The 19,618-nt window shown below is 70.7% G+C and carries 24 protein-coding genes and 4 pseudogenes; 20 read left to right on the forward strand and 8 right to left on the reverse strand.

All coding sequences use genetic code 11. The features are described 5' to 3' along the window. Positions 1 to 16 precede the first annotated feature (16 nt). Both CP969_RS02255 and CP969_RS02260 read left to right on the forward strand, forming a co-directional pair. Positions 17 to 859: an alpha/beta fold hydrolase gene (locus CP969_RS02255; protein WP_016828100.1), complete on the forward strand. Its 843-nt coding sequence runs from the start codon at positions 17 to 19 to the stop codon at positions 857 to 859. After that, the gene (locus tag CP969_RS02260) at positions 856 to 1,593 is read left to right on the forward strand and encodes a maleate cis-trans isomerase family protein (protein ID WP_004993264.1); all 738 of its coding nucleotides are present in this window, start codon (positions 856 to 858) and stop codon (positions 1,591 to 1,593) included. The genes CP969_RS02255 and CP969_RS02260 overlap by 4 nt, the downstream gene beginning before the upstream one ends. Positions 1,594 to 1,670: 77 nt before the next feature. Here the strand turns inward: CP969_RS02260 and CP969_RS02265 are convergent, their stop codons facing one another. Together CP969_RS02265 and CP969_RS02270 are read right to left on the reverse strand one after the other, a co-directional pair. Continuing rightward, positions 1,671 to 2,264, reverse strand: coding sequence for a hypothetical protein (locus tag CP969_RS02265; protein WP_016828099.1), 594 nt, complete (start codon positions 2,262 to 2,264; stop codon positions 1,671 to 1,673). 23 nt (positions 2,265 to 2,287) lie between these two features. Further along, the gene (locus tag CP969_RS02270) at positions 2,288 to 2,632 is read right to left on the reverse strand and encodes a hypothetical protein (protein WP_171817451.1); all 345 of its coding nucleotides are present in this window, start codon (positions 2,630 to 2,632) and stop codon (positions 2,288 to 2,290) included. A 57-nt stretch (positions 2,633 to 2,689) separates the two neighbouring features. Here CP969_RS02270 and CP969_RS02275 point away from each other — a divergent pair, with 57 nt between their 5' ends. The 6 genes from CP969_RS02275 (at position 2,690) to CP969_RS02300 (ending at position 6,832) form a co-directional block, all read left to right on the forward strand. Beyond that, positions 2,690 to 2,989: a helix-turn-helix domain-containing protein gene (locus tag CP969_RS02275; protein ID WP_039831363.1), complete on the forward strand. Its 300-nt coding sequence runs from the start codon at positions 2,690 to 2,692 to the stop codon at positions 2,987 to 2,989. After that, a complete protein-coding gene (locus tag CP969_RS02280) occupies positions 2,935 to 3,513 on the forward strand; it encodes a transposase (protein ID WP_016828097.1) in 579 nt (192 codons plus the stop codon). Before CP969_RS02275 ends, CP969_RS02280 begins: the two co-directional genes overlap by 55 nt. Before the next feature lie 28 nt (positions 3,514 to 3,541). After that, complete coding sequence (locus tag CP969_RS02285; protein WP_016828096.1) at positions 3,542 to 3,631, forward strand: hypothetical protein; 90 nt, start codon at positions 3,542 to 3,544, stop codon at positions 3,629 to 3,631. A gap of 210 nt (positions 3,632 to 3,841) precedes the next feature. After that, on the forward strand, positions 3,842 to 4,009 hold the full coding sequence (locus CP969_RS02290) for a hypothetical protein (protein ID WP_016828095.1): 168 nt from the start codon (positions 3,842 to 3,844) through the stop codon (positions 4,007 to 4,009). A 145-nt stretch (positions 4,010 to 4,154) separates the two neighbouring features. Beyond that, on the forward strand, positions 4,155 to 5,069 hold the full coding sequence (locus tag CP969_RS02295) for a coiled-coil domain-containing protein (protein ID WP_016828093.1): 915 nt from the start codon (positions 4,155 to 4,157) through the stop codon (positions 5,067 to 5,069). Between the two features lie 482 nt (positions 5,070 to 5,551). Then, positions 5,552 to 6,832: an MFS transporter gene (locus CP969_RS02300; protein ID WP_016828092.1), complete on the forward strand. Its 1,281-nt coding sequence runs from the start codon at positions 5,552 to 5,554 to the stop codon at positions 6,830 to 6,832. A gap of 202 nt (positions 6,833 to 7,034) precedes the next feature. Here CP969_RS02300 and CP969_RS02305 read toward each other — a convergent pair whose 3' ends face one another. Further along, complete coding sequence (locus tag CP969_RS02305; protein WP_016828091.1) at positions 7,035 to 7,751, reverse strand: IS6 family transposase; 717 nt, start codon at positions 7,749 to 7,751, stop codon at positions 7,035 to 7,037. A gap of 66 nt (positions 7,752 to 7,817) precedes the next feature. Between CP969_RS02305 and CP969_RS02310 the strand changes: the two are divergent. The 8 genes and pseudogenes from CP969_RS02310 to CP969_RS02340 form a co-directional block, all read left to right on the forward strand. Beyond that, positions 7,818 to 8,503, forward strand: a pseudogene (locus CP969_RS02310) (site-specific integrase); the annotation flags it as partial. A 280-nt stretch (positions 8,504 to 8,783) separates the two neighbouring features. Further along, entirely contained in the window at positions 8,784 to 9,911 is a 1,128-nt protein-coding gene (locus CP969_RS02315) for an ABC transporter permease (protein ID WP_026085507.1), read from the forward strand. Further along, positions 9,908 to 10,624 carry an ABC transporter ATP-binding protein gene (locus CP969_RS02320; protein ID WP_016828088.1) on the forward strand — a complete coding sequence of 239 codons (717 nt, stop codon included), beginning with the start codon at positions 9,908 to 9,910 and terminating at the stop codon, positions 10,622 to 10,624. The genes CP969_RS02315 and CP969_RS02320 overlap by 4 nt, the downstream gene beginning before the upstream one ends. 62 nt (positions 10,625 to 10,686) lie before the next feature. Beyond that, entirely contained in the window at positions 10,687 to 11,298 is a 612-nt protein-coding gene (locus CP969_RS02325; protein ID WP_004993240.1) for a TetR/AcrR family transcriptional regulator, read from the forward strand. 299 nt (positions 11,299 to 11,597) lie between these two features. Beyond that, positions 11,598 to 11,732: pseudogene (locus CP969_RS02330) on the forward strand (IS110 family transposase); the annotation flags it as partial. A gap of 44 nt (positions 11,733 to 11,776) precedes the next feature. Continuing rightward, positions 11,777 to 11,917 carry a hypothetical protein gene (locus tag CP969_RS33080; RefSeq protein ID WP_016828086.1) on the forward strand — a complete coding sequence of 47 codons (141 nt, stop codon included), beginning with the start codon at positions 11,777 to 11,779 and terminating at the stop codon, positions 11,915 to 11,917. 58 nt (positions 11,918 to 11,975) lie between these two features. Continuing rightward, positions 11,976 to 12,518 carry a hypothetical protein gene (locus CP969_RS02335; protein ID WP_016828085.1) on the forward strand — a complete coding sequence of 181 codons (543 nt, stop codon included), beginning with the start codon at positions 11,976 to 11,978 and terminating at the stop codon, positions 12,516 to 12,518. 93 nt (positions 12,519 to 12,611) lie between these two features. Continuing rightward, positions 12,612 to 12,929, forward strand: a pseudogene (locus CP969_RS02340) (transposase); the annotation flags it as partial. A 17-nt stretch (positions 12,930 to 12,946) separates the two neighbouring features. Here CP969_RS02340 and CP969_RS02345 read toward each other — a convergent pair. Continuing rightward, complete coding sequence (locus CP969_RS02345) at positions 12,947 to 13,612, reverse strand: MSMEG_1061 family FMN-dependent PPOX-type flavoprotein (RefSeq protein ID WP_004993235.1); 666 nt, start codon at positions 13,610 to 13,612, stop codon at positions 12,947 to 12,949. A gap of 294 nt (positions 13,613 to 13,906) precedes the next feature. Between CP969_RS02345 and CP969_RS02350 the strand changes: the two genes are divergently transcribed. After that, entirely contained in the window at positions 13,907 to 14,131 is a 225-nt protein-coding gene (locus tag CP969_RS02350) for a trypsin-like serine protease (RefSeq protein WP_016828083.1), read from the forward strand. Between the two features lie 105 nt (positions 14,132 to 14,236). Then, positions 14,237 to 15,145, forward strand: a complete 909-nt coding sequence (locus CP969_RS02355; RefSeq protein ID WP_016828082.1) for a hypothetical protein — start codon at positions 14,237 to 14,239, stop codon at positions 15,143 to 15,145. Positions 15,146 to 15,265: 120 nt separating this feature from the next. On the opposite strand, the gene CP969_RS02360 is transcribed toward CP969_RS02355, so the two are convergent. Further along, complete coding sequence (locus CP969_RS02360) at positions 15,266 to 16,243, reverse strand: CU044_5270 family protein (RefSeq protein ID WP_016828081.1); 978 nt, start codon at positions 16,241 to 16,243, stop codon at positions 15,266 to 15,268. Then, the gene (locus CP969_RS02365) at positions 16,240 to 16,836 is read right to left on the reverse strand and encodes an RNA polymerase sigma factor (RefSeq protein ID WP_016828080.1); all 597 of its coding nucleotides are present in this window, start codon (positions 16,834 to 16,836) and stop codon (positions 16,240 to 16,242) included. Before CP969_RS02365 ends, CP969_RS02360 begins: the two co-directional genes overlap by 4 nt. Positions 16,837 to 17,096: 260 nt before the next feature. On the opposite strand from CP969_RS02365, the gene CP969_RS34535 reads away from it, so the two are divergent. Continuing rightward, positions 17,097 to 17,507, forward strand: coding sequence for an alanine--tRNA ligase-related protein (locus CP969_RS34535; protein WP_399474104.1), 411 nt, complete (start codon positions 17,097 to 17,099; stop codon positions 17,505 to 17,507). Positions 17,508 to 17,803: 296 nt separating this feature from the next. Continuing rightward, positions 17,804 to 17,944 (forward strand): annotated as a pseudogene (locus CP969_RS34540) (hypothetical protein); the annotation flags it as partial. A 487-nt stretch (positions 17,945 to 18,431) separates the two neighbouring features. Here CP969_RS34540 and CP969_RS33580 read toward each other — a convergent pair. Next, positions 18,432 to 19,154 (reverse strand): (2Fe-2S)-binding protein, encoded by a 723-nt coding sequence (locus CP969_RS33580; protein WP_016828079.1) that lies wholly within the window; start codon positions 19,152 to 19,154, stop codon positions 18,432 to 18,434. A gap of 35 nt (positions 19,155 to 19,189) precedes the next feature. Then, complete coding sequence (locus CP969_RS02380; protein WP_004993226.1) at positions 19,190 to 19,594, reverse strand: hypothetical protein; 405 nt, start codon at positions 19,592 to 19,594, stop codon at positions 19,190 to 19,192. Between the last annotated feature and the right edge of the window lie 24 nt (positions 19,595 to 19,618).

Raw genomic sequence — 19,618 nt, forward strand, 5'->3', positions numbered from 1 at the left:
CTTGAGGAGCCAAGCCTTGGACACCCAGCACCGGACGGTCCCCCTGCCCGGGACGTCGCTCTCCTACCACGTGACGGAGCCCTCCGCCGACGGGACACCGGTCGTGTTCCTGCACCCCTGGTTCGGCTGCTGGCAGTTCTGGACCTCCACCATGGAACGTCTCGCCGGGCGACCGTGCTACGCCGTCGACCTCTACTCGCCCGCCGCCGGCGAGTGGTCGGCCGACGCCGGCCCGGCTGCCCTCGCCGACGCGGTGGTCGCGATGCTGGACGCCGAGGGCCTCGACCGGGTCGACGTGGTGGGCAACTCGGTCGGCGGGATCGTCGCCCAGGTCATCGCCTCCACGGTGCCGCACCGCGTGCGCCGCCTCGTCCTGGTCGGCACGGGGGCGAGCACGGAGGGCGCACTGCCCGGATTCGCCCGGGCCGTCGACCGGTGGATCGCGGTCGGCCGCGACGGCGGGGCCGCCTCCCGCGCCGCGGCCGAGGACACGATCGGCATGCTGTTCACCGGCCGCCCCGACGCCCCCACCTGGGAGACCTATGTCCAGGCGGTGCTGCGGACGGACCCCGCCTACCTCGCGGCCGTCCTCGGCGCGGCACGGAGACTGGACCTCCGCCCCCGCCTCGAACGCATCACCGCGCCGACGCTCGTGGTCCGCGGCAGCGAGGACTGCGCGCGCACCGCCGAGCACGCCGCCGTACTCGCCGCGGGGATCCCCACGGCCCGCTCCGTCGAGATGCCCGGCGCCGGGCACTCCCCCATGGTCGACCAGTCGGCCCGGTTCGCCGACCTCGTCGCCTCCCACCTCGACGAGGACGTCCCGCATCCCACGGCGAGTTCCGAGACCGCCGCGTGAGCCTCGGCTTCGGCCACCTCGCCCGGATCGGCCACCTGTACCCGTCCGGCGGGCTGTGCGACTACGAGATCCAGCTGATGGCTCCCGAGGGCGTGCAGTTCCTCACCACCCGCCTGCCGTTCCGCAACACCGGCATCGCCGACGACCTCGGCCTGGTCGAGAACCTGGAGCAGCACGTCCGGCTCCTGGCGGACGCCGACGTCGACGTCATCGCGGTCAACTGCACCGCCGCCACCCTGCTCGCGGGGCCGGACCGGATCAGGGAGCGGATCGGCACCGCGACCGGGATCGACTCGGTCACCACGATCGAAGCGGTGCTCGCGGCGCTCCGGGCCGCCGGTGTCCGTCGGCCCGCTCTGCTGACGCCGTATCCGGACGAGGTCGTCGAGGCGGAGCGGGAGTTCCTCCGGTCGCACGGCGTCGACGTCATCACCCACCTGAGCCTGCCGAGGGCGACACCGGTGGAACAGGCCATGATCGAGCCCGACGACTGGTTCGGCCTGGCCGCCTCGCTCGACCCGTCGACGATCGACGGCGTGCTGCTGAGCTGCGCGGGCATCCGCGTGGCGGACCAGCTGCAGCGCATCGAGGACCGGCTCGGCCTCCCCGTCGTGGCCAGCAATCAGGCCCTGCTCTGGCACCTGCTGCGCACTCTGGGGATTCCGGCGCGGACGAACCGGTACGGCGCGTTACTCACGGGCCGTTTCGACACCCCGACTGAGACAGTCTCCTGACCGCTCGCCGATCTGCCGGACCCCGGGCCCCTTCAGGCCCGGGGTCTCGTGCTGTCGGCTGGCAGGTGGCTGCCGCCTCACACGTCCCAGCCCGTGAGCGCCTGGCGGAAGTCGGCGTTGAGTCGGTCGGTCAGGATGTCCCCTTCGGAGGTCAGGACGTGAGGCTGGTGGGCTCCCATGTCGGCCAGCAGGTCGGAGACGAGGGCGCAAGCCACGACGACAGCCTCGCGCTTGTCTGCGACGATGGCGGTGAGATCGGCTGTGGTTTGCGCGGGAGTTGCTGGGATCGGCATCAAGGGACCGTGTTGGAAGGCGCTCTCCGACACGACCAGGCGCACGGCCTCCTCACTGCCGTCGAAACGGTGGAGTGCGGCGGAGAGCATCAGGTCACCCGCCACTCCGGTCTCTGCCGCCCAAGCTGCGGCAGCCTGCACCAGGGCCACGAGGTCGAGTTCGAGTCCGCGCTGGTACAACCGCTCGGGTCCATCGGAGTCGAACTGGTCGCCCTGGAAGTCGATGGGCGGCGCCACGTAGAAGGCGCCGTCTTGGTGAAGCTGACCGGTGGGACCGCCCTCGAAGCGAACCTGGCGGCGGCCGACCAGCACGGGACGGTCCGGCTGCACACGGGGGGTCACTCCCTCACCGGCGAGCTTGAAGAACCGGTCGAACACCGCGTTCCGGTCCGCCCGAGTGGTCAGGGCACAGGTGCCCCGTACGGCCGGAACTGCGGCCAGGCCGGCCCAGCCCGGGTAGTAGGTCGCCCTGGGGAGACCGCCCGACCGCCGTGCGCGGTGCTGGTCAGATAGGTCGACAGGTAGCCGAAGCCCGCGTCGGCGACCTGGTGCGGGCGGTCGGCGTCGTTGGAGGCGGCCTGGAAGCGGTCACGGTAGCGCTGGGCGATCTCGGATTCGGCGAGAGTGCGGATCGTGGTGCCGTGCCGGACGCGCACGCGGAAGTTGTGGTCGTTGCCCGGAGCCTCGACCGCGTGCGGGGCCTGGGTGCTCGGGGGCACGGTGAGCACCCAATAGGTCTTTCCCACTTTGCTCGCGGACTTCACCGGCCGCACGCCGACGTTGGGTACGACGGGCTGTTCGCCGTGCTCGAGCGGGAGCTGGCCAAGGGCCCGATCGCGCACGGCCGGCCGGACCAGACCTGGACCCTGGCGCGGATCAAGACCCTGATCGGGCGCCGGTTCCACCAGAGCCACACCGTACAAGGTGTGGCCGCGCTGCTCAGACGGCACGGCTGGACCTGCCAGGTCCCCGCCCGACGTGCCATCGAACGCGACGAGGCGGCGGTGGCCGGCTGGGCGATGGAGACCTGGCCCCGGGTGGGAGAACCGTGGCGGCGCTCGAAGCCCGGCTCGCCTTCGAGGACCAGGCCGGCTTCTCGATGACGCCTCCTGCCACCCGCACCTGGTCCCGCCGCGGCCACCCCCCTGCGGTCCGCGTCCGGGACCGCTCCCGCCGCCGCTCATCGGTCACCGCCCTGGCCCGCCACAAGACCGGCGAACCCTCGAGGCTGATCCACCGGCCCTGCCCCGACGCCCGGCCCGACGGACGCAAAAGCTTCTCCTGGCAGGACTACCGCGACCTGATCCAGAGTGCCCACCGGCAGCTCGGCAGCCCGATCGTGCTGGTCGGGGACCATCTCAACACCCACCTGACCGCCGGGATGCGCCGCTACATCGCCGACCGCGACTGGCTCACCGTCGTCCAGCCGCCGCCCTACACACCCGATCTCGACCCGGTCGAGGGCATCTGGTCCGTGCTGCAATGCACCACCACGGCCAACCGGGCCTTCGCCGACCCCGACGACCTGATCACCGCGGTCCGACGCGGCCTACGCCGACTCCAGTACCGACACGGCGTCCTCGACGGCTGCCTCACCGACACGGGCCTCCAGCGCGAGCCACCATGACGACACCACGCGTTGAAGGTCAGTAGGAGTGTGGGGCTCCAACACCAAGACCCGCCGTGACAAACTCACCGCCGAGCAACGCGACGCACTGCAGGAACTCGGCGTGCAGTGGGCGTGACATTTCCGCACAAAAGGATCATACTCGCGTGCCGTTTTCGCCTGGGCCGCTTGTGACCTGCCTTACCTGACGCTCGGGCCGCTTCGTGCAGGGCGAGGGAGCGGCGGCTGGTTGAGGGAGGCCTTCCTTCACTCCCGAGGGGGGAGGACCTTCCGTTTCCCATCTCGTGCCGGGTTGTACGGGCAGACTGGCCGAGCTTCCGGTTCGGGGATGGTCCGGCGTGCTGCCAGGGCGTTCACCTGGCCATGGCCGGCCTGTGCGCCCTTCCTCGCCGAGTTGCTGATGGCCGAGTGCGACGAGCGGGCCCGCCGCCGCCCGGAACGGCGGTTCAAGGCGGCCGGTTTCGCACGCGAGAAGATGCTTATGTCCCTGCAGTGACTGAAAGGTTACATAACAAACTGAGGCTGGGTGATTACTCAGCGAATCTTTCTGATAAAAAGGATCATCCAGTGACCCAACTCAGCGGGTTGCTGGCGAGTCGTGCTGCAGCCGAGTTTCCCCTCGAATTCTCCACAGGAACTCCATGACTGAAACCTCCCTCCCCTCGCTCTTTGACCTCGTGCGTCGCGGCTATGACCGCGATCAAGTCGAGAGCCGGGTCAACGAGCTTGTCGGTGACCGCAACAAGGCCCTCTCTCGCATAGCCGCGCTGGAACAACGCATCCAGGAGCTGCTGGCAGAGACAGAGGCCCCCCAAGCGCAGGGCAGCGACGCTGAACCCTCGTATGCGCTCCTAGGGCCACGCATCGAAGAGATGCTTCGTCTCGCTGAGGAAGAAGCCGAGGAGCTGGGCCGCGCGGCCCGCGAGGCCGCCGATCACGAGTATGCGGAGGCCGTGGCAGCGGCCGACCGTCTGCGGGCAGACGCCGACACGTTCGCGGCCGGCCTCAAAGCCGAGAACGACCGACAGTGCATGCAAATAGTCGAGAACGCCCAGGCGCGGGCCGCCGAACTGCGCACTGAGGCAAACAAACACGCGGCCGCCGTCCGGGAGGAAGCAGACGCTTTCTTCGAAGACACCCGCGCCCGCGCCGCCCAGGCCGCAGCGGATTTCGAAGCAGGTCTTGCCAAGCGACGCGACCAAGCCGAACGCGACCTGGCCTCACGTCGGGCGAAAGTCGAAGCACGACTCGCGGAAATCGAGCGCCGCGCCGAACAAATGCGCCTGGAAGCCGAGAAGCTACGGAGGGACGCCGAGCGCCGCGCCAGCGAGACCAAGCAAACAGCGCAACACCAGGCCGACGACATCCTCACCGAGGCGAACAACAAGGCCGACCGAATTCACAGCGAGTTGGAACGAGAACTCGCTGCTTTGGCCATCCGCCGCGAGAGCATCAGCGCACAACTGACCAATATCCGCGCCATGCTCGCCACCCTCACAGGCAGCACAGCAACTTCAGCCCTTGCGTTCGACGAAACAACATCCACCGCGCCTTGACTCCGTATCGAGGCACGAGGGTTCACCGGAGCCGAAGGAGTTCGCTCAGCCGACTCGCTTTGTCACACCGGTGATCTACTCCCAGGTAGTGAAGCGGACGATCTATTCCGGCTCGGTGGTGGAACTGCGGCCAGCGGTGTTCCATGTGCGCGGTACGTACAGGATGCTCGGGCGGATCTCGGGATGCCGACGTAGCCGCAGCCGTGCAGGCGGGGCACCCGCTTCCACGGCTGGGCGTGGGACGCGGATAGTCGCCGCCTGCACTCCGGGAGAGGTACGCGGGCGGCACCAAGACAGGGGCGGGCCCGTTCATCCCCCGTGGCGGACCCGCCCCCTGTTCACCTTGCGGCGTTTCGAGCGGATTTCACGTGCAGCGTTATGTCCTGCCCATGGCTTGTCCGACGGTGGCGTTCTCCTCCGCGTGAGCGGCTGGCAACGCCTTGGCCGTCCCCTCCCCCACTCAGCGAAAGACCCCCCACGTCGTGACTGTCTCCCTACCTGAGGTCCAGCCGGCCGGCCGGCACGCCGCCGTCCCCACAGGCAGCCTGTTCCGGCGCGTCTACGCACCCCGCGCGTGCGACGCCCTCGCCTACTCCATGGCGACCTATGCCATGCCGCTCGTGGTGCTGGCCACCACCGGCTCCGCCTCCCTGACGGGCCTGGCCTTCGCGCTGGAGTGGATACCCCGGGTGGCCGCGTTCGGCTTCGCCGGCGCCCTGGTGGACCGCAGCGGCGCGGCGATCGTGTGCTTCCTCGCCTCCCTGACCCGCGCTCTGCTGGTCGCCGGCGGCGGTGTCGCGCTGGTCGTGCTGGAGCCGGGGACGGGCGAGACCGTCACCGTCATGGCCCTGGCGGCCGTGACCGGGGCGCTGACCCAGTTCAGTTTCATCGCCAACGAGGCGGTCGGCGCCGTCGTCAGCCGCCGCACCGACGGGCAGGCCCACAAGGTGCAGTCGGTGCTGATCGGCATCGACCAGACGGCCACCCTCATCGGCCCGGCCCTGGGCGGCGCCCTGCTGCTCACCGGCCCGACGTCCATGCTGGCGTGCCTGAGCGTGCTGTCCTTCGCCTCCGCCGCACTCGCCCTGCAGACCCCGTCCACCCCCCTGCGCGCCGCCCGCCACGGCGGACCGGCACCGGGCGGCGGCCTGCGGGAGGGATGGCAGACCCTGCGCTCCCTGCCGTCCCTGCGCCGGCTGGTGGCCGGGCTGGCCTGCGCCAACCTCATGCTCGGGCTGCTGCAAGCGGCCACCCCCATCCTCGTGGAGCACCGCTTCGGCCACTCCGCGGCCGCCGCCGGCGCGCTCTGGTCCATCGCCGCGGCCGCCACCCTGATCGCGGTCGCCTGCTGCCGGGCCGGCCTCGACCGGCTCGGCCTGTGGGGGATCGGCGCCATCAGCGCAACCGTCGCGGCCGCCGCCTGCCTCGCCGTGCCCCAGGCCCCCTCCTACACCGGCTACGTCGTCCTCGTGGCCCTCTTCATGGCCGCCGACGGAGGGCTCACCATCGTCCTGCGCACCCTCCGCTCGCAGGTCATCCCACCCGCCGCCTTCGGCACCACCCTCTCCCTGACCATCCTGCTCCTGCTGCTGCCCTTCCCCCTCGCCGGCCTCCTGCTCGCCCTCACCCCACCGCCCTACCTGAACAGCCTCATCGGCGCATGCGCCCTGCTGCAGGCACTCACCCTGCTCATCACCTTCCTCCGCCTGCGCAACGACCCCGCACTCCGAGCCAGAACATCGCCAACCCGCCACAAGGCCTGACCCAGCCATCCAGCCGCCCAAGCGCCAGCTCGACGACAAACACGGCAGCCCTCCCCAGCCCGCACGGCGGCCCGCCCAAGATCCGACAGCACAGCCGACTGAAGCCAAGCCCGGCTATACATGCGGCGTTGTCAACTTGTTGGGTGAGGTGCTGGATAGGGGTGCGTCAGGGCGTTGTGCGGCGGGGTTCCGGCTTTCGTGCTCAGGGGGTGGCAGACAGGCCGCCGGCCCCGGTGATCCGGTTCCAGACGGTGAAGCGGTGGCGCGTTTCGGTGCGGTAGTCGGTGGCGGTCATCGGGCGGCGGGGGCGGAAGTAAGGTGAGATGCCGCTGAAGGCGGACGGGAACCGCCGGGCCCCGCCCACGCTGCGCAAGCCCCGCAGCGCGCGTCCGCGCTGCCTCGCCGGCCGATGACCGTTCTCCGCCCGGTTGTTCAGGCCCTTGTGCGAGCGGTGCCCGACCGAAGGCACGACCTCGCGGTGGGCCGCTCCGTAGGAGCGGAGCTTGTCCGTGACAACCACCCGCGGCGCCGTGCGGGTCGTCTTCGGCGGGCGGCGGAAGAAGCGCTGGGCCGCGGTCTTGTCCCGGCGGCTCCGCACGAGGATGTCGAGCACGTTCCCGTCCTGGTCGACGGCCCGCCCAAGGTACTTCAGTTCTCCGCCGACCTTGATGAAGACCTCGTCCAGGTGCCGTCTGTCCCCGGGCCGAGGTCGGCGGCGACGCGGTCCGTTGGCGCGGCCCTGCCCGAACTTCGCGCACCAACGGCGGACGGTCTCGTGGGAGACGACGACACCGCGCTCGAGCATCAGCTCCTCGACCTCGCGGAAGCCGAGCGGGAAACGGAAGCACAGCCACACGCAGTGCGCGATGCCTCCCACCGGGTACCGGTGCCCTTTGCACGACGGCGGCGCGGACGACACGAGCGCATCCTCCCCGGCACGATCAACTCCAAGATCATCCCAAGCCGGTCAGCCAACGTGACAACGTCCCCGACAGTCCCGGCATGGGCGAAGCGACTGGCGGTGCCGGACTCCTGGACCCCGGTCGCTCGAAGATGGCCGTCGACCGGCTGATCGCCCGCCGGGAGGTTCACCTGCGGGAGAGGACGCTGTGGCGGATGCCCCACGAGATCTCGGCCAGGGCGGAAGAGATTCTGGAGGTGAACATCGAGGAACTGGTCTTCGCCGGGCACCGCTGCCCGGCGAAGACGAAGGGAGCCCGGACCAAGCCCCGCCGCCGCGGCCAGGCCCACGGGGACCACGTGCTGGAGACCGTGCACTTGGACGCCGGCACTGCCCGGTTCCTGCCCCGGCTGTTGCACGGCCGCACCCGCGGGCCAGTCTTCGTCACCCACAGCCGTCCGGAACCGGGCAAGGTGCTCAGTGCGCGTGACGTCTTCCCGGACACCGGGTTTGCCCGGCTGTCGTACGGGCAGGCTCGGGCGCTGCTGGACGAGCACACCGCCGTGCGCGGGATGGGCACCGGCTGGGACCTGCACGAGTACCGCCACTCCTCCCTGACCCACCTCGGCGAACAGGGCGCGTCGTTGCTGATGCTGATGGCGAAGTCCTGGCACAAGAAGCCGGAGAACGTCCGCCGCTACTTCAAGCCGTCCCCGGAGTCGATCGCCGATCTCACCAGCCTGCTCGCTCCCGGCGGCAGCCGTCGCTGATCGCGGAGCAGGCTGCCACCCGCAGCATGCCCGCGCGGCCTGGCCGGGTGAGCGATCCGACCGGCCGACGGACCCGGTATGAACCCCAGGCGAAGCCAGGCCGCACCCGCGGGGACGACAGTCCGGTCGGGAAGGTCCGGCTGGCGTACGCGGCGCAACATACCGACGGGCGTGTCGGTAACATTCGATGAGATGCCGACGCTCACGTCGTCAAGATTAAGCAAAGAGGCGTGTGTCCGGCCTGTCGTGCCCTCATCCCCTTCGTCGCTCGGAGAGTTCCGTGTTCCTTGCCCTACGCGATCTGCGCTTCGCCCGCGGTCGCTTCGCTCTGATGGGTGCGGTGGTCGCGCTCATCGCCGTCCTCGGCGTGCTCCTCTCAGGACTCGCTTCAGGTCTGGCGGACGCCGGTATATCCGGTCTGCGCGCGCTGCCCGTGACCCACATGGCCTTCGACGAGAAGGCGACCAGCGAACAGTTCTCCCGTTCAACCGTGGAGCAGGAGGACTGGCAGGCGTGGTCCGAGGCCCCGGGGGTGGAGCGGGCGGAGCCGTTCGGGAACACGCTGGCCAATGCCCAGGTGACCCAGGGCGCCGAGAAGGGCGAGCAGGTCAACCTCGCCGTCTTCGGCATGGCACCGGACTCCCCTCTGGCCCCCAGCCCCAGCAAGGGTGAGGGCCTGGAGGACGGCGGCGGGGGGATCGTCATCACCCGGGAGATCGCCGACCTGGGGGTGGCGGTCGGGGATGTCCTGACCGCGGACAAGAGCGAGGTGCGGCTGAAGGTCGTCGGCCTGGTCGACGAGACCGTCTCCTACGGCCACATCGGCGTCGCCTACGCCGACCTCGACACCTGGCGTCACCTGCACTACGGCCTGCCGGGTGACCTCCCCGAGGCCGCCAGTCGGCAGGCCACGGCCGTCGCCCTGACCTTGGAGGACGGTGCCGACGTCGTCGCCGTGGAGAAGGCGACCGCCACCCGCGCCGACACCAAGGAGGCCACCTTCGGCGCGTCCCCGGGCTACACGGCCGAGTCGAGCACCATGGCCCTGATCAAGGGCTTCCTGTACGCCATCTCCGCCCTGGTCGTGGGCGCGTTCTTCACCGTCTGGACCGTGCAGCGCAAGGCCGAGATCGCCCTGCTGAAGGCGCTCGGCGCCCCCACCGGATACATCCTGCGCGACGCGCTCGCCCAGGTCGTCGCCGTGCTCGTCGGCGCGACGGCCCTCGGCACCGCCATCGGCCTGGCCCTGGGCAGCGCGATGATCGGCAAGGCCCCGTTCTCCCTGTCCGCCCCGGCCATCGCCACCTCCTCCGGCCTCCTCATCGTCCTCGGGACCGTGGGCGCCGTCGTCGCCGTCCGCCGCATCACCGCCGTCGACCCCCTGACCGCTCTGGGAGCCACCCGATGACCACCTCCGCCACCGACCACCGGGCCGCCGCGGACGCCGCGGGCTCCGGTGGACTGCGCCTGCTCGACGTCACCCTCACCCTGGGAGACGGCGATACCGCCGTGACAGCTCTCGACCACGTCGATCTGACCGTCGCTCCCGGTGAGTTCGTCGCGGTCGTCGGCCCCTCGGGGTCCGGCAAGTCCAGCCTCCTCGCCGTCGCCGGCGGCCTCCAGCGGCCCACCTCGGGCACGGTCCACATCGCCGACACCGAGCTGACCGCCCTGTCGGACAAGGAACGCACCGCGGCCCGCCGACGCCACATCGGTTTCGTCTTCCAGCAGTCGAACCTGCTGGCTTCCCTCACCGTCCGGGAACAGCTCCTGCTGCCCCTGCACATCGACGGCCGCCTCGACGCCGCAACCCGGGCCAGGGCCGACGAGCTCATCGAGGCGGTCGGGCTCACGCACCGCACCGGTTCCCGGCCGCACCAGCTGTCCGGCGGCGAACGCCAGCGCACGGGCCTGGCCCGTGCCCTGATGACCTCCCCCGCCGTCCTGCTGGTGGACGAACCCACCTCCGCGCTGGACCGCGTGCGTTCGGCCGAGGCGGTACGGCTGATCGCCGAGCAGACCCACGAGCGCGGCACCGCCACGGTCATGGTCACCCACGACACGGCGATAATGGACGCTGCCGACCGGGTGTACGAGATGGTCGACGGCCGCCTGTCCTGACCGGCGGCCGCGGGCCGGCGCCTCGCTCCCGGCCCTGTCCGCCAGCCAGGAGTCTGTCCCGCATGCCGAAGATCAACGCCTCCACCGTCGCCGAACACCGCGCCCAGCAGCGCGAGGCGCTGATCGGGGCGGCGATCGACATCCTGGTGAACGAGGGCGCCGCCGCCGTCACACCGGCGGCGGTCGGCGCCCGCGCGGGCCTGGCCCGCTCCAGCGTGTACCAGTACTTCGACTCCTCGGCGGCCCTGCTGGCGACCATCACGGAGGAGGCCTTCCGGCGCTCCAACGAGGCACTCGCCGACGCCCTGGCCGCCGCGAACGGCCCGCTGGAACGCGTCGAGGCGTTCTTCCGGGAGAGCCTCCGCCTCGGCGCCGAAGGCGCACACCGACCCGCCGCCGCTCTCATGGGGGCCGGTCTCCCTCCCGCCTGCCAGGAACGGTTGAGGGAACTCCACCTGGAACAGGTCGAACCGTTCCGCGCCGCCGTCCGTGAGCTCGGCGCTCCCGAGCCCGCGCTCACGGCGGATCTGATCGCCGGAATGCTGCACACCGCCTTGGCCGCCGTCGAGAACGGCACCCCCCTCGATACGGTCACACAGCGCACCCTCGCACTTGTGCGCCGCTGCCTCACCCCGGCCGGCGGCACCGCCCGCGCACCGGAGGAAGGGGGCTGAAGCCCTCGTACCGCCGAAGCACCTCGGCCGACCGCGGTCCGGCACGCCTTTGCCGGTGCCTCCTCGCCGTCGGCCGCGTTCTTGTCGCGCAGGGGCCGCAGGCCGCCGGGCAGGTCGAGGAGCTGGAAGGAGTACCGGCCCAGCATGTTGACATGGTGCCGCACGAACAAGGCGGTCGCCGGCTTCGCCGACGCGTGCTCCACCCTCGGCAGGGTCCTGATCTTCTCCTTGACCGTCTCCCGTTCCGCCTTGGCCAGCAGCTTCGTCGCTATCAGCACCTCCAGCAGGTCCAGCGCATCGTCTATCCCGGCGAGGCCAAGACCGACGCGAAGGACGCCGCGGTCATCGCGGACGCCGCCCGCACCATGCCCCATACCCTGCGCCCCCTCGACCTCGTCAACGAAACCACCGCAGAACTGACCATGCTGGTCGGCGCAAGGACTCCCTTACCGCTGTCCTTGACAGCACCATCGATGGCGTGACCGAGAAGTTGAGCAAGGCCCTCGACGATCTTGGTGACCACGTCGGCAAGAAGCTTCCCGACGCTATCACTGACCTTGTTGGCGTGATGTCGTTGGGGGCTGACGAATCGTGGTCCCTGCGGTATGCCGTCTGCTGAGGTGCGCACAGGGTGTACGGCAACGACCTTGACCGGACTCTGTGACACGCTGTGAAGCATGGGGTGGACTTTCAAGCTGCATGGTGGTGTCGCGGCCGGGCTGGGCGCCGTGCTCTTGTTGCTGGCCACGCTCACGTGGCTGCCTGGGGCCCTGCCGCTCACAGACGTGAGATGGTTGACGGCCGCGAGTTTCGTGTCGCTCTTCCTGGCCTTTGCGTCTGCTCTGGTGCGGCTGGTCCTTACGGGCGCGGACAAACATGCGATATGGCTGGCCTTCCGGTGCCTGCCCGGCAAGGTGCAGATGGCCCTCGGAGCGTTGGCCCTGTGGGGTGTGGTGCTGACGGTCTTCAGCACGGCAACGGAAGGGAACCTACAGTCAGCCGAGGTAAGGGACGGCCGTTATGTCGCCTTCGACACGACGCCCTATGCGCGCGGCACGGTCGAGATCTCCCAGAGCCGCTACCAAGATGTCCTGGAGAGCGATCAGCGCGCCGTGCTCGCCATCCCAGGCGTGCTCTTCCTCGGCGCCGCCTATGCGGTTCTGGCAGCCGGAGAACTACGCCGAGCAGACGGCGCTGTTGTCCCGTCCGACGTCGCGTAAGAGCTTCTCCTCACCGTGGGCGTGGTCTCGTCGGGGTGCGTCCGGTGCCGGCAAGGCATCCGTCGATGAGATCGGGCCGGTACTTGACTTGGCGCAGTACCGCCGGTGCGGGGCAAGCGCGGCTGGCCCCGGCGCCGCCCGGACGTGGCGCTGGGCGACCGCGGCTACGACCACGACAAGTACCGGCGCCTGGTCCGGGACCTCGGTGTGAAACCGCTGGTCGCCCGCCGGGGCACCGAGCACGGCTCCGGCCTCGGCACCCAGCGCTGGTTCATGGAGCGCGCGTTCGCCCACCTGCACTGGTTCCGCCGCCTGCGGATCCGCTGGGAGAGCCGCGACGACATCCACGAAGCCTTCCTCACCCTCGGAGGCGTGCTCATCTGCCGGTGCCGCCTGAACTCATTGCGATAGGAGTGCTCAGTCCGAATTCACTCGTAACGCAGGCGTAGTGACTCCCGTTCGGCCTCCTCGACCTGGTCGACGGTCAGGCCCGGCAGGTTCAGCTGGGCCAGCATCACCTCGGCGCTGGTCGGCTGGGCGTCAGCAGGCACCCACCGATCCGGTTGCCAGACATTGGCGCGCATCAACGACTTCGGGCAGTGCGGATAGACCTGCTCGACCTGCACCACCATCGCCGTGACCGGCGGTTTGCCGACGGAAGTGAGTTGGGCGAGCAACTCCCGGCGCGCCGAGACGCAGGCGCGGCCATTGACGCGCAGCGTGGTCGGGCGGCCGGGTATGAGGAAGAGCAGTCCGACGCGTCCGGTCTGCAGCACATTGTGCATGGTGTCGAGCCGCTTGTTGCCGGTCGCGTCGGGGACCACCAAGGTCCGCTCGTCCAGCACCGAGACGAACCCGGCCGGGCCGCCACGCGGCGTCACGTCCGCCCGGCCCTCGACGTCCGCACTGCCGATGAACACCAGCGAGGAACAGCCGATCAGCGCCCGGGTCTCCTCGGTCAGGCGGTCGATCTCCTTGCGGAGCGAGTTCGGGTTCGGCTGCGGGTAGAGCTCGCGCAACTGGTCCGGGCTGGTGAGGGCGTCCGCCCGGAGGGATTCGAAGAGCGAGCCGCCGACTCCATTGTCGATCATCATACGGACGACCCTAGAAGACGACCGAGACAGTGCGCGGGTCAGCGCGCGATCTCGCCCGCGTTGACCGGTCGCTACTCCTCGGCGCAGTTGGAAGAACGCGGCAGTGCACTGCCAGCCCGTACCGAGGCGGATCCCGGCGAGCGGGCGTCCCATCAGGGGCAGTACGGCGACCGCCTCGGCCCGCTGCCATGCCGAGCCGAGGAGTCCGGTCAGCACACGGACTGAGGCAAAGGCCAGCACGGGCGGACCAGGCCGTGTTGTCCGACCTGACCGTTCTGTCAGGAGTTCTGAAGCGTGACCGTCACCATGGAGGGCAAGACGTTGTACGGCATGGTGGAGACGAACAACTGCGCTCTGGGCGGCGACAGCGGCGGTCCGGCACTGAACGGAACCACGGTTCTCGGCCTTCTCTCCGGCGGCAGCGGTGGGACCGTGTGTACCTCCTCCAGCGGCACCTATCGGAACTACTTCACGAAGGTGCAGACCGTGCTGAATGAACGTGGCCTTCGCGTCTACTGACAGCACTGGCCTGTTCAGCTGCTGCAACCGGTGAAACCCGTTCTAGCCCGGCTACGTCACAAGAACGGAACAACCAGCCGCCGGTCTGTTCCTCCGGGAGGACACATGCGCATCAGGGCATCGCGCTCGGTCAGTCTGTTCACCGGGGCTACCGTGTCCGCTGTCGTCCTGGCGACCGTCTCCGGCTGCGATAGCCAGAGGGCGGCAGCCGGCGGCGACACGGACGTACTCACAGATCGTGCCCGACAGGTCGCCGCAGCCTGGGACGGCTCGGCCGCGGCCGCCGCGTGGCAGGCCGGCTACTACCCCCTGGGGGAAGCGGTCCAGCTGCCGCGCGGCGGCCTGCGCAGTCAGGCTGACAAGCAGGCTTACGAGAACCAGAACTTCGTCCTGAGAGGTGAGCTGCCCGGTGCCGGGCCGAAGGACGGCCAGGTGACGTGGGCCGGGGACGGCTCGCTTACTCGGCCGCTGGTGGGGGCGAACGAGGCGTACAGGGCCCTGGTCGGCACCCGCATCGGTGGAGAACCACGCCTCACGGTGACCGGAGCAGAACTGGGCGAGATGACCATGGCCACCAGCCGCGGACCGGCAACGGTCCCGGCCTGGCTCTTCACCCTGGACGGCTATGCCACTCCGCTCAAGCAGGCAGCGGCCGTCCCGTCGAAAACTCCCCCCGCACCGATCAAGGCCGCCCGTGACATCCCCGGGTATCCGCTCAACCGGCTCGTGGAGATCGCCGCAGACGGGCGTTCGGTGGTCGTGGTCGCCCTCGATGGTGGCTGCGACGAAGGCCCCGAGGTGGACGTGCTGGAAACCCGCGGCACTGTCGTGCTGTCGGCCACCGTCAAGGACCACAAGAGCAGTGGCACCTGCACCAAGCAGGCGAGGATGCAACAGGTGACGGTCGAACTGGCCCGGCCCGTGGGGGGCCGTGTCCTGCTCGACGCCCGCACTGGCCAACCCATTCCTCACAAAGGAACGCGCGGAATCTCGTCGCCACCCAACCGGAGCTGACGCCGCTGGACTAAGTGGAGCGCGCACTGAAGGCCCAGGCCGCGGATGCGGCGGCCCGGAGTAGCCGGTACGACGACGAGGGGGCGCCCGGTGTGACACCGAGCGCTCCCTCGCGGGTGCTCAGGGGCGGGCGCCGGGCTTGTTGACGACGCCCCAGGCGGCGCGGGCGCTGACCATCTCCCCGTCGTCCCGGGTCTCCCCGAGGTAGGCGTAGCTCTCGGGATCGAAGAAGATCTCCTGCTTGCCCTGCCAGCCCGAGGGCGTCCTCTCGGTGTAGGTCACGCTTACGCCGATCGCCGCGCGGCCGAGCGGGTCCTTCACACCGGTCGTCACCCGGGTGCCGGGGATCTTCGCGAGAGCCCGGAACAGGCCCGCCTGGACGTTCGGCGGGATCAGCACCGACCGGTACAGGACGTCGATCTCCCGCCAGTCGCGCTGTGCGCGCGTCTCCCCCTCGACGGAGCCGGTGGCGTGCTCCTCGCGGATGCGCTTCATCATGCGGTCGGGGTCGCTCGGCAGGGTGGTGAGGAAGCGGTAGAACTGCCGCTGGGAGCGGTCGTCGTAGCCCTCCTTCTTCCACTTCTCCTCCTGGTTGGGGCCGTACCAGACCTGGAGCTCGTCCGGGTCGAAGTCCGAGACGTCACCGGCCGGGGGGATGCCGGGCAGATTGGCGTGCCCGGTGCCGTCCCAGCGGGTCCACTCCTCGCTGCTTTGCGGCTTGCCCTGGACGAAGACGGTGCTCTTCTCGTACACCCACTGCTTCGGGCCGGGTTCGGTGCTGTCGTGCTTCTCGACGGTCGCGGCGGCCAGTTCGAGGGCGTCGGCGGAGGCGCCTGCCGACAGCACCTGGGGGCCCTTCCTCGCGGAGGCGCGGGTGCTGTCCCCGGGCAGGGTCGCGACAATCCCGGCGGTCACGGCGAGGGCCCCTGCGGTGGCGGCGCCGACCAGGATCATCCGGCGCCTGGGAAGGACGGCGCGCTCAGGGCGGGTGTCCTGCCGGAACGCCGCGGTGAGCCGGGCCCGCGGCGCGGCGAGCCGGTCGGCGTCGGGAAGGGGTGCGTCGGCGCGCAGGCCGCGGAGTTCGGAGAGCTCGTTCATGCGGGGTCACCTTCGTGTGTGCGAGCCTCGATGAGGGGGCCACTGGCCGCGCCGGTTGCGGCGCGCAGCTTCCGGCGGGCGCGGTTGAGGCGGGAGCGGACGGTGCCGACGGGAATGTCGAGGGCTTCGGCGATCCCCTGGTAGCCGAGGTCGGCCCAGGCGAAGAGCAGCAGGACGTGCCGGTCACCCGCGGAGAGCCGGGCCAGCGCCCCGGCCAGTGGGCGGGCGGCGGCCTCGGCAGCGAGGCGGTCGTCGGCGGAGTCGGTCCAGCTGTCGGCGACCGGGTCGTGGCCGGTGCGGGCGAGCAGCTTCAGCGCCCTGACCTCCTCCCGGCGGTGCCGGCCGATCTGCTTGGCGGCGATGCCGTACAACCAGGGCCGGACGCCGGCGCGGGCCGGGTCGAACCGGGCCCGTATCCGGAAGGCCGTCAAAAACGTCTCAGCGGTGACGTCGTCGGCCGCGTCCCGCCCGAGCCGTCGGGCGACGTACTGATGGATCGCCGGGGCGTGACGGTCGAAGAGCGCCGCGAAACGCTCGGGTTCCTCGAGTGAGGCCGCGATGAGCTCGGCGTCGCCGCCGGCCAGGTCGGTCATGGACAGTCCGTCCGTTGGTGGGGTCGGTGGGTGTCAGGATGGTGGGTGGTCACACCCTGTACTTGCCGAGTCGCCGCGAACGGGTTCACGCCGCCGCCTCAGGCGTCGTACGCCTCATGACACCCACCCGATGAAAGAGCAACGACGCCCATCACAGACTGGGTGGTCAGATACGGCGTAGGGGAACGGCCGTCTGCCTCCGTAGGACAGGGGCGATGGAAGAGTGATGAAGGAACTCCGTCCTCATCAGCGAGAAAGCCGTGGACGCGGTACGCCATGCGCTCGCATGGCCCGCACGATCCACTGCGCCTGAGCGAGGGCTTCAGCACGCTCGTGCGCGAGAGCGGGAACGGGCCAGGGCCGACGCCCGTGCCCGCAAGAGCGGCGGTAGCGATCTCACCGTGCTGCGCCCGGTCCTGGACGCGCACGGCCCGACCGACCGGCGCCTGGAACACCCTGGCGACCGAGTCCACGTCCTGGCCGTTCTGGGCTCTTCGGGCCCGGCACCGGTGGCATGTGAGGGGGAGATCGTCACCGTCGTCCTGGACCGCACCCCGTTCTACGCCGAGTCCAAAGGCCAGGACAGCGACGCGGGCCGCCTCTCCGGCACGTCGGTGGCACGTCGGTGGAGGCGGAGGTGCTGGACGTGCAGCGGCCGTTGCCCGGCCTGATCGTCCACCAGGTCCGTGTCCTGTCCGATGAACTGGCCGCCGGGGACTCGGTGCATGCCGCCGCCCCCGAGTGGCGGCTCGGTGCACGCCAGGCCTGCTCCGGCACCCACGTCCTGCACGCCGCCCTGCGCCAGGTCCTCGGCCCGGGCGCCCCGCAGTCGGGCTCCTACAACCGCCCCGGCTACCTCCGCCTGGACTTCCCCTGGCGCGGCGCCCTCTCCCCCACGGTCCGCGGCGAGATCGAGGAGGCCGCCGACCAGGCCCTGCGCCGCGACCTGCCGGTCGGCGTGCGCTGGATGACCCTCCCGGAGGCCAAGGAACTGGGCGCGCTCGCCCTGTTCGACGAGACGTACGGCGAGAAGGTCCGCGTCGTCGAGATCGGCGGCGCCTGGTCCCGGGAACTGTGCGGCGGCACCCACGTCGAGCACGCCTCGCAGATCGGCACGGTCGCGCTGACCTCCGAGTCGTCGGTCGGCGCCGGCATGTGCCGCCTGGAGGCCGCCGTCGGCATCGAGGGCTTCGGCTACCTGGCCCGCGAACGCGACCCGGTGACCCGCATCGCCGAGCAGCTCCAGGCACCACGCGCCGAACTCCCCGACCGCGTCGCCGGATTGCCGGACCGGCTGAAGTCCGCCGACCGGGAGAACCAGCGAATCCGCGAGCAGGCCGACCGGGCCCGGGCGAGCGACCTCAAGGCCGACGCCACCGACGTCGACGGCACTCCGGTGGTCACCGCCACCAGGGACGGCGACGCCCAGGCTCTCGCCATCGCCGTACGCGACCGCCTGCCCGCCGCCCGGCCCGGTGAGCGGCACAGCCCGAAGGGGAACGGAGTGCCGGCACCGTCCGTCCCGACCCACCGGCCGGGCGGCGGCAGCGGTACGCCGATGTCCGCCGTGTCCCTCATCAGTACACGGAAGTACCTCATCGCGGAGCTCGTCGGGGCACGCGGCCGGCGAGCCCGCAGTCACCGCACTTCGAACCGTTCGGCGCGCGGTAGTAGAGGCAGCAGCTCAGGCGGCGGAACGCGAGGTCGGGGCCGGTGAGCACTCCGGTGCCCGCCAGGCGTCCGGTGTTCAGCAGCGCGGTCGTGAGGTCGGTGAGCGGTCCGCGCACGGCGGGACGGAGCGCGAGCAGGGCATGGGCCGCGCCGACGAGTGCCGACGCCGAGTTGCCGTCCAGCAGACGCGGGGCGACCTTGACGCGCAAGCCGTCGGCCAGTGCCGACAGGTGACGTGTCACCTGCTGGTACAGGGCGTGGACGGCACCGTCGTCGAGCCGGTCGTCGAGCCGGTCGACGTGCCAGCCGGCCGGCCGGGGCAGCCGGAGGGCCGGTCCGTCGTCGGCCCGCTGCAGCCCCTCGAGGTCGGGGACGATCCCGTGCAGGACGACGCAGGCCAGGGCCGGGGACCAGAGGCGGGCGGCGTGACCGAGCTGGGCGATGGAGACGTCGACGCGCGGCTCCTGGGTGCGGTGGCGGCGTGCGACGGCTTCGGCGAGGTCGGTGAAACCCGCCGCGTAGGAACGGGCGACCGGATGCCAGCCGTCGTCCCGTCCGCCGAGCTGCAGGGCGAAGAAGCCGCCGAGGCCCGCCACGTCACGCAGGGCGGCGGTGACGGACGCGGCTGAGGCACGGGCGTCGTGCACGGTTCTGTCCTCCCTCCGGCTCTCCGTCCGCACGATCAGGAGGCCGTACGCCGTCGTGGCGGCGTGATGGCGTACAGGTCGAGGATGTCCGGCCGGGGTGCGACGCCCGGTCCGCCGGCGCGTGCCCAGGCGGCGATGTCCTCGGTCGCGTCCGGGTCGTTGACCAGCCCCAGCCAGACGGGCCGGGCACCGGCGGCCCGGCCCTCCGCGGAGGGCTGGACGACGATGACGTTGGCCTGGTCGCAGACGTCCAGGCAGGCGGACACCCGCACCGGCACCTGAGCACGCAGACGTGCCGTCTGGGCCGCGTGGTCGACGCCGGTCACTTTGGGGCTGCCGCAGCAGCAGTCGCGGCACACGACGACACGGCACGGCACGGGGCCGTTCGCCGCTTCGGTCCTCGCGTCGTCAGTCGTTCGTCCGGTCGGCGTTGCGGGCATGCGGTGCCGTTCCTCTCTCCGGGG

Source organism: Streptomyces viridosporus T7A, from assembly GCF_008704515.1.
GTDB lineage: Bacteria > Actinomycetota > Actinomycetes > Streptomycetales > Streptomycetaceae > Streptomyces > Streptomyces viridosporus.

Excerpts from the sequence above, each read along its gene's own strand:
- CP969_RS02290 (WP_016828095.1), top strand. The coding sequence starts at position 3,842 with ATGGTCCGGCGTGCTGCCAGGGCGTTCACCTGGCCATGGCCGGCCTGT.
- CP969_RS02295 (WP_016828093.1), top strand. The coding sequence starts at position 4,155 with ATGACTGAAACCTCCCTCCCCTCGCTCTTTGACCTCGTGCGTCGCGGC.
- CP969_RS02320 (WP_016828088.1), top strand. The coding sequence starts at position 9,908 with ATGACCACCTCCGCCACCGACCACCGGGCCGCCGCGGACGCCGCGGGC.
- CP969_RS02325 (WP_004993240.1), top strand. The coding sequence starts at position 10,687 with ATGCCGAAGATCAACGCCTCCACCGTCGCCGAACACCGCGCCCAGCAG.
- CP969_RS02335 (WP_016828085.1), top strand. The coding sequence starts at position 11,976 with ATGGGGTGGACTTTCAAGCTGCATGGTGGTGTCGCGGCCGGGCTGGGC.
- CP969_RS02345 (WP_004993235.1), bottom strand. The coding sequence starts at position 13,612 with ATGATGATCGACAATGGAGTCGGCGGCTCGCTCTTCGAATCCCTCCGG.
- CP969_RS02355 (WP_016828082.1), top strand. The coding sequence starts at position 14,237 with ATGCGCATCAGGGCATCGCGCTCGGTCAGTCTGTTCACCGGGGCTACC.
- CP969_RS02360 (WP_016828081.1), bottom strand. The coding sequence starts at position 16,243 with ATGAACGAGCTCTCCGAACTCCGCGGCCTGCGCGCCGACGCACCCCTT.
- CP969_RS02365 (WP_016828080.1), bottom strand. The coding sequence starts at position 16,836 with ATGACCGACCTGGCCGGCGGCGACGCCGAGCTCATCGCGGCCTCACTC.
- CP969_RS02380 (WP_004993226.1), bottom strand. The coding sequence starts at position 19,594 with ATGCCCGCAACGCCGACCGGACGAACGACTGACGACGCGAGGACCGAA.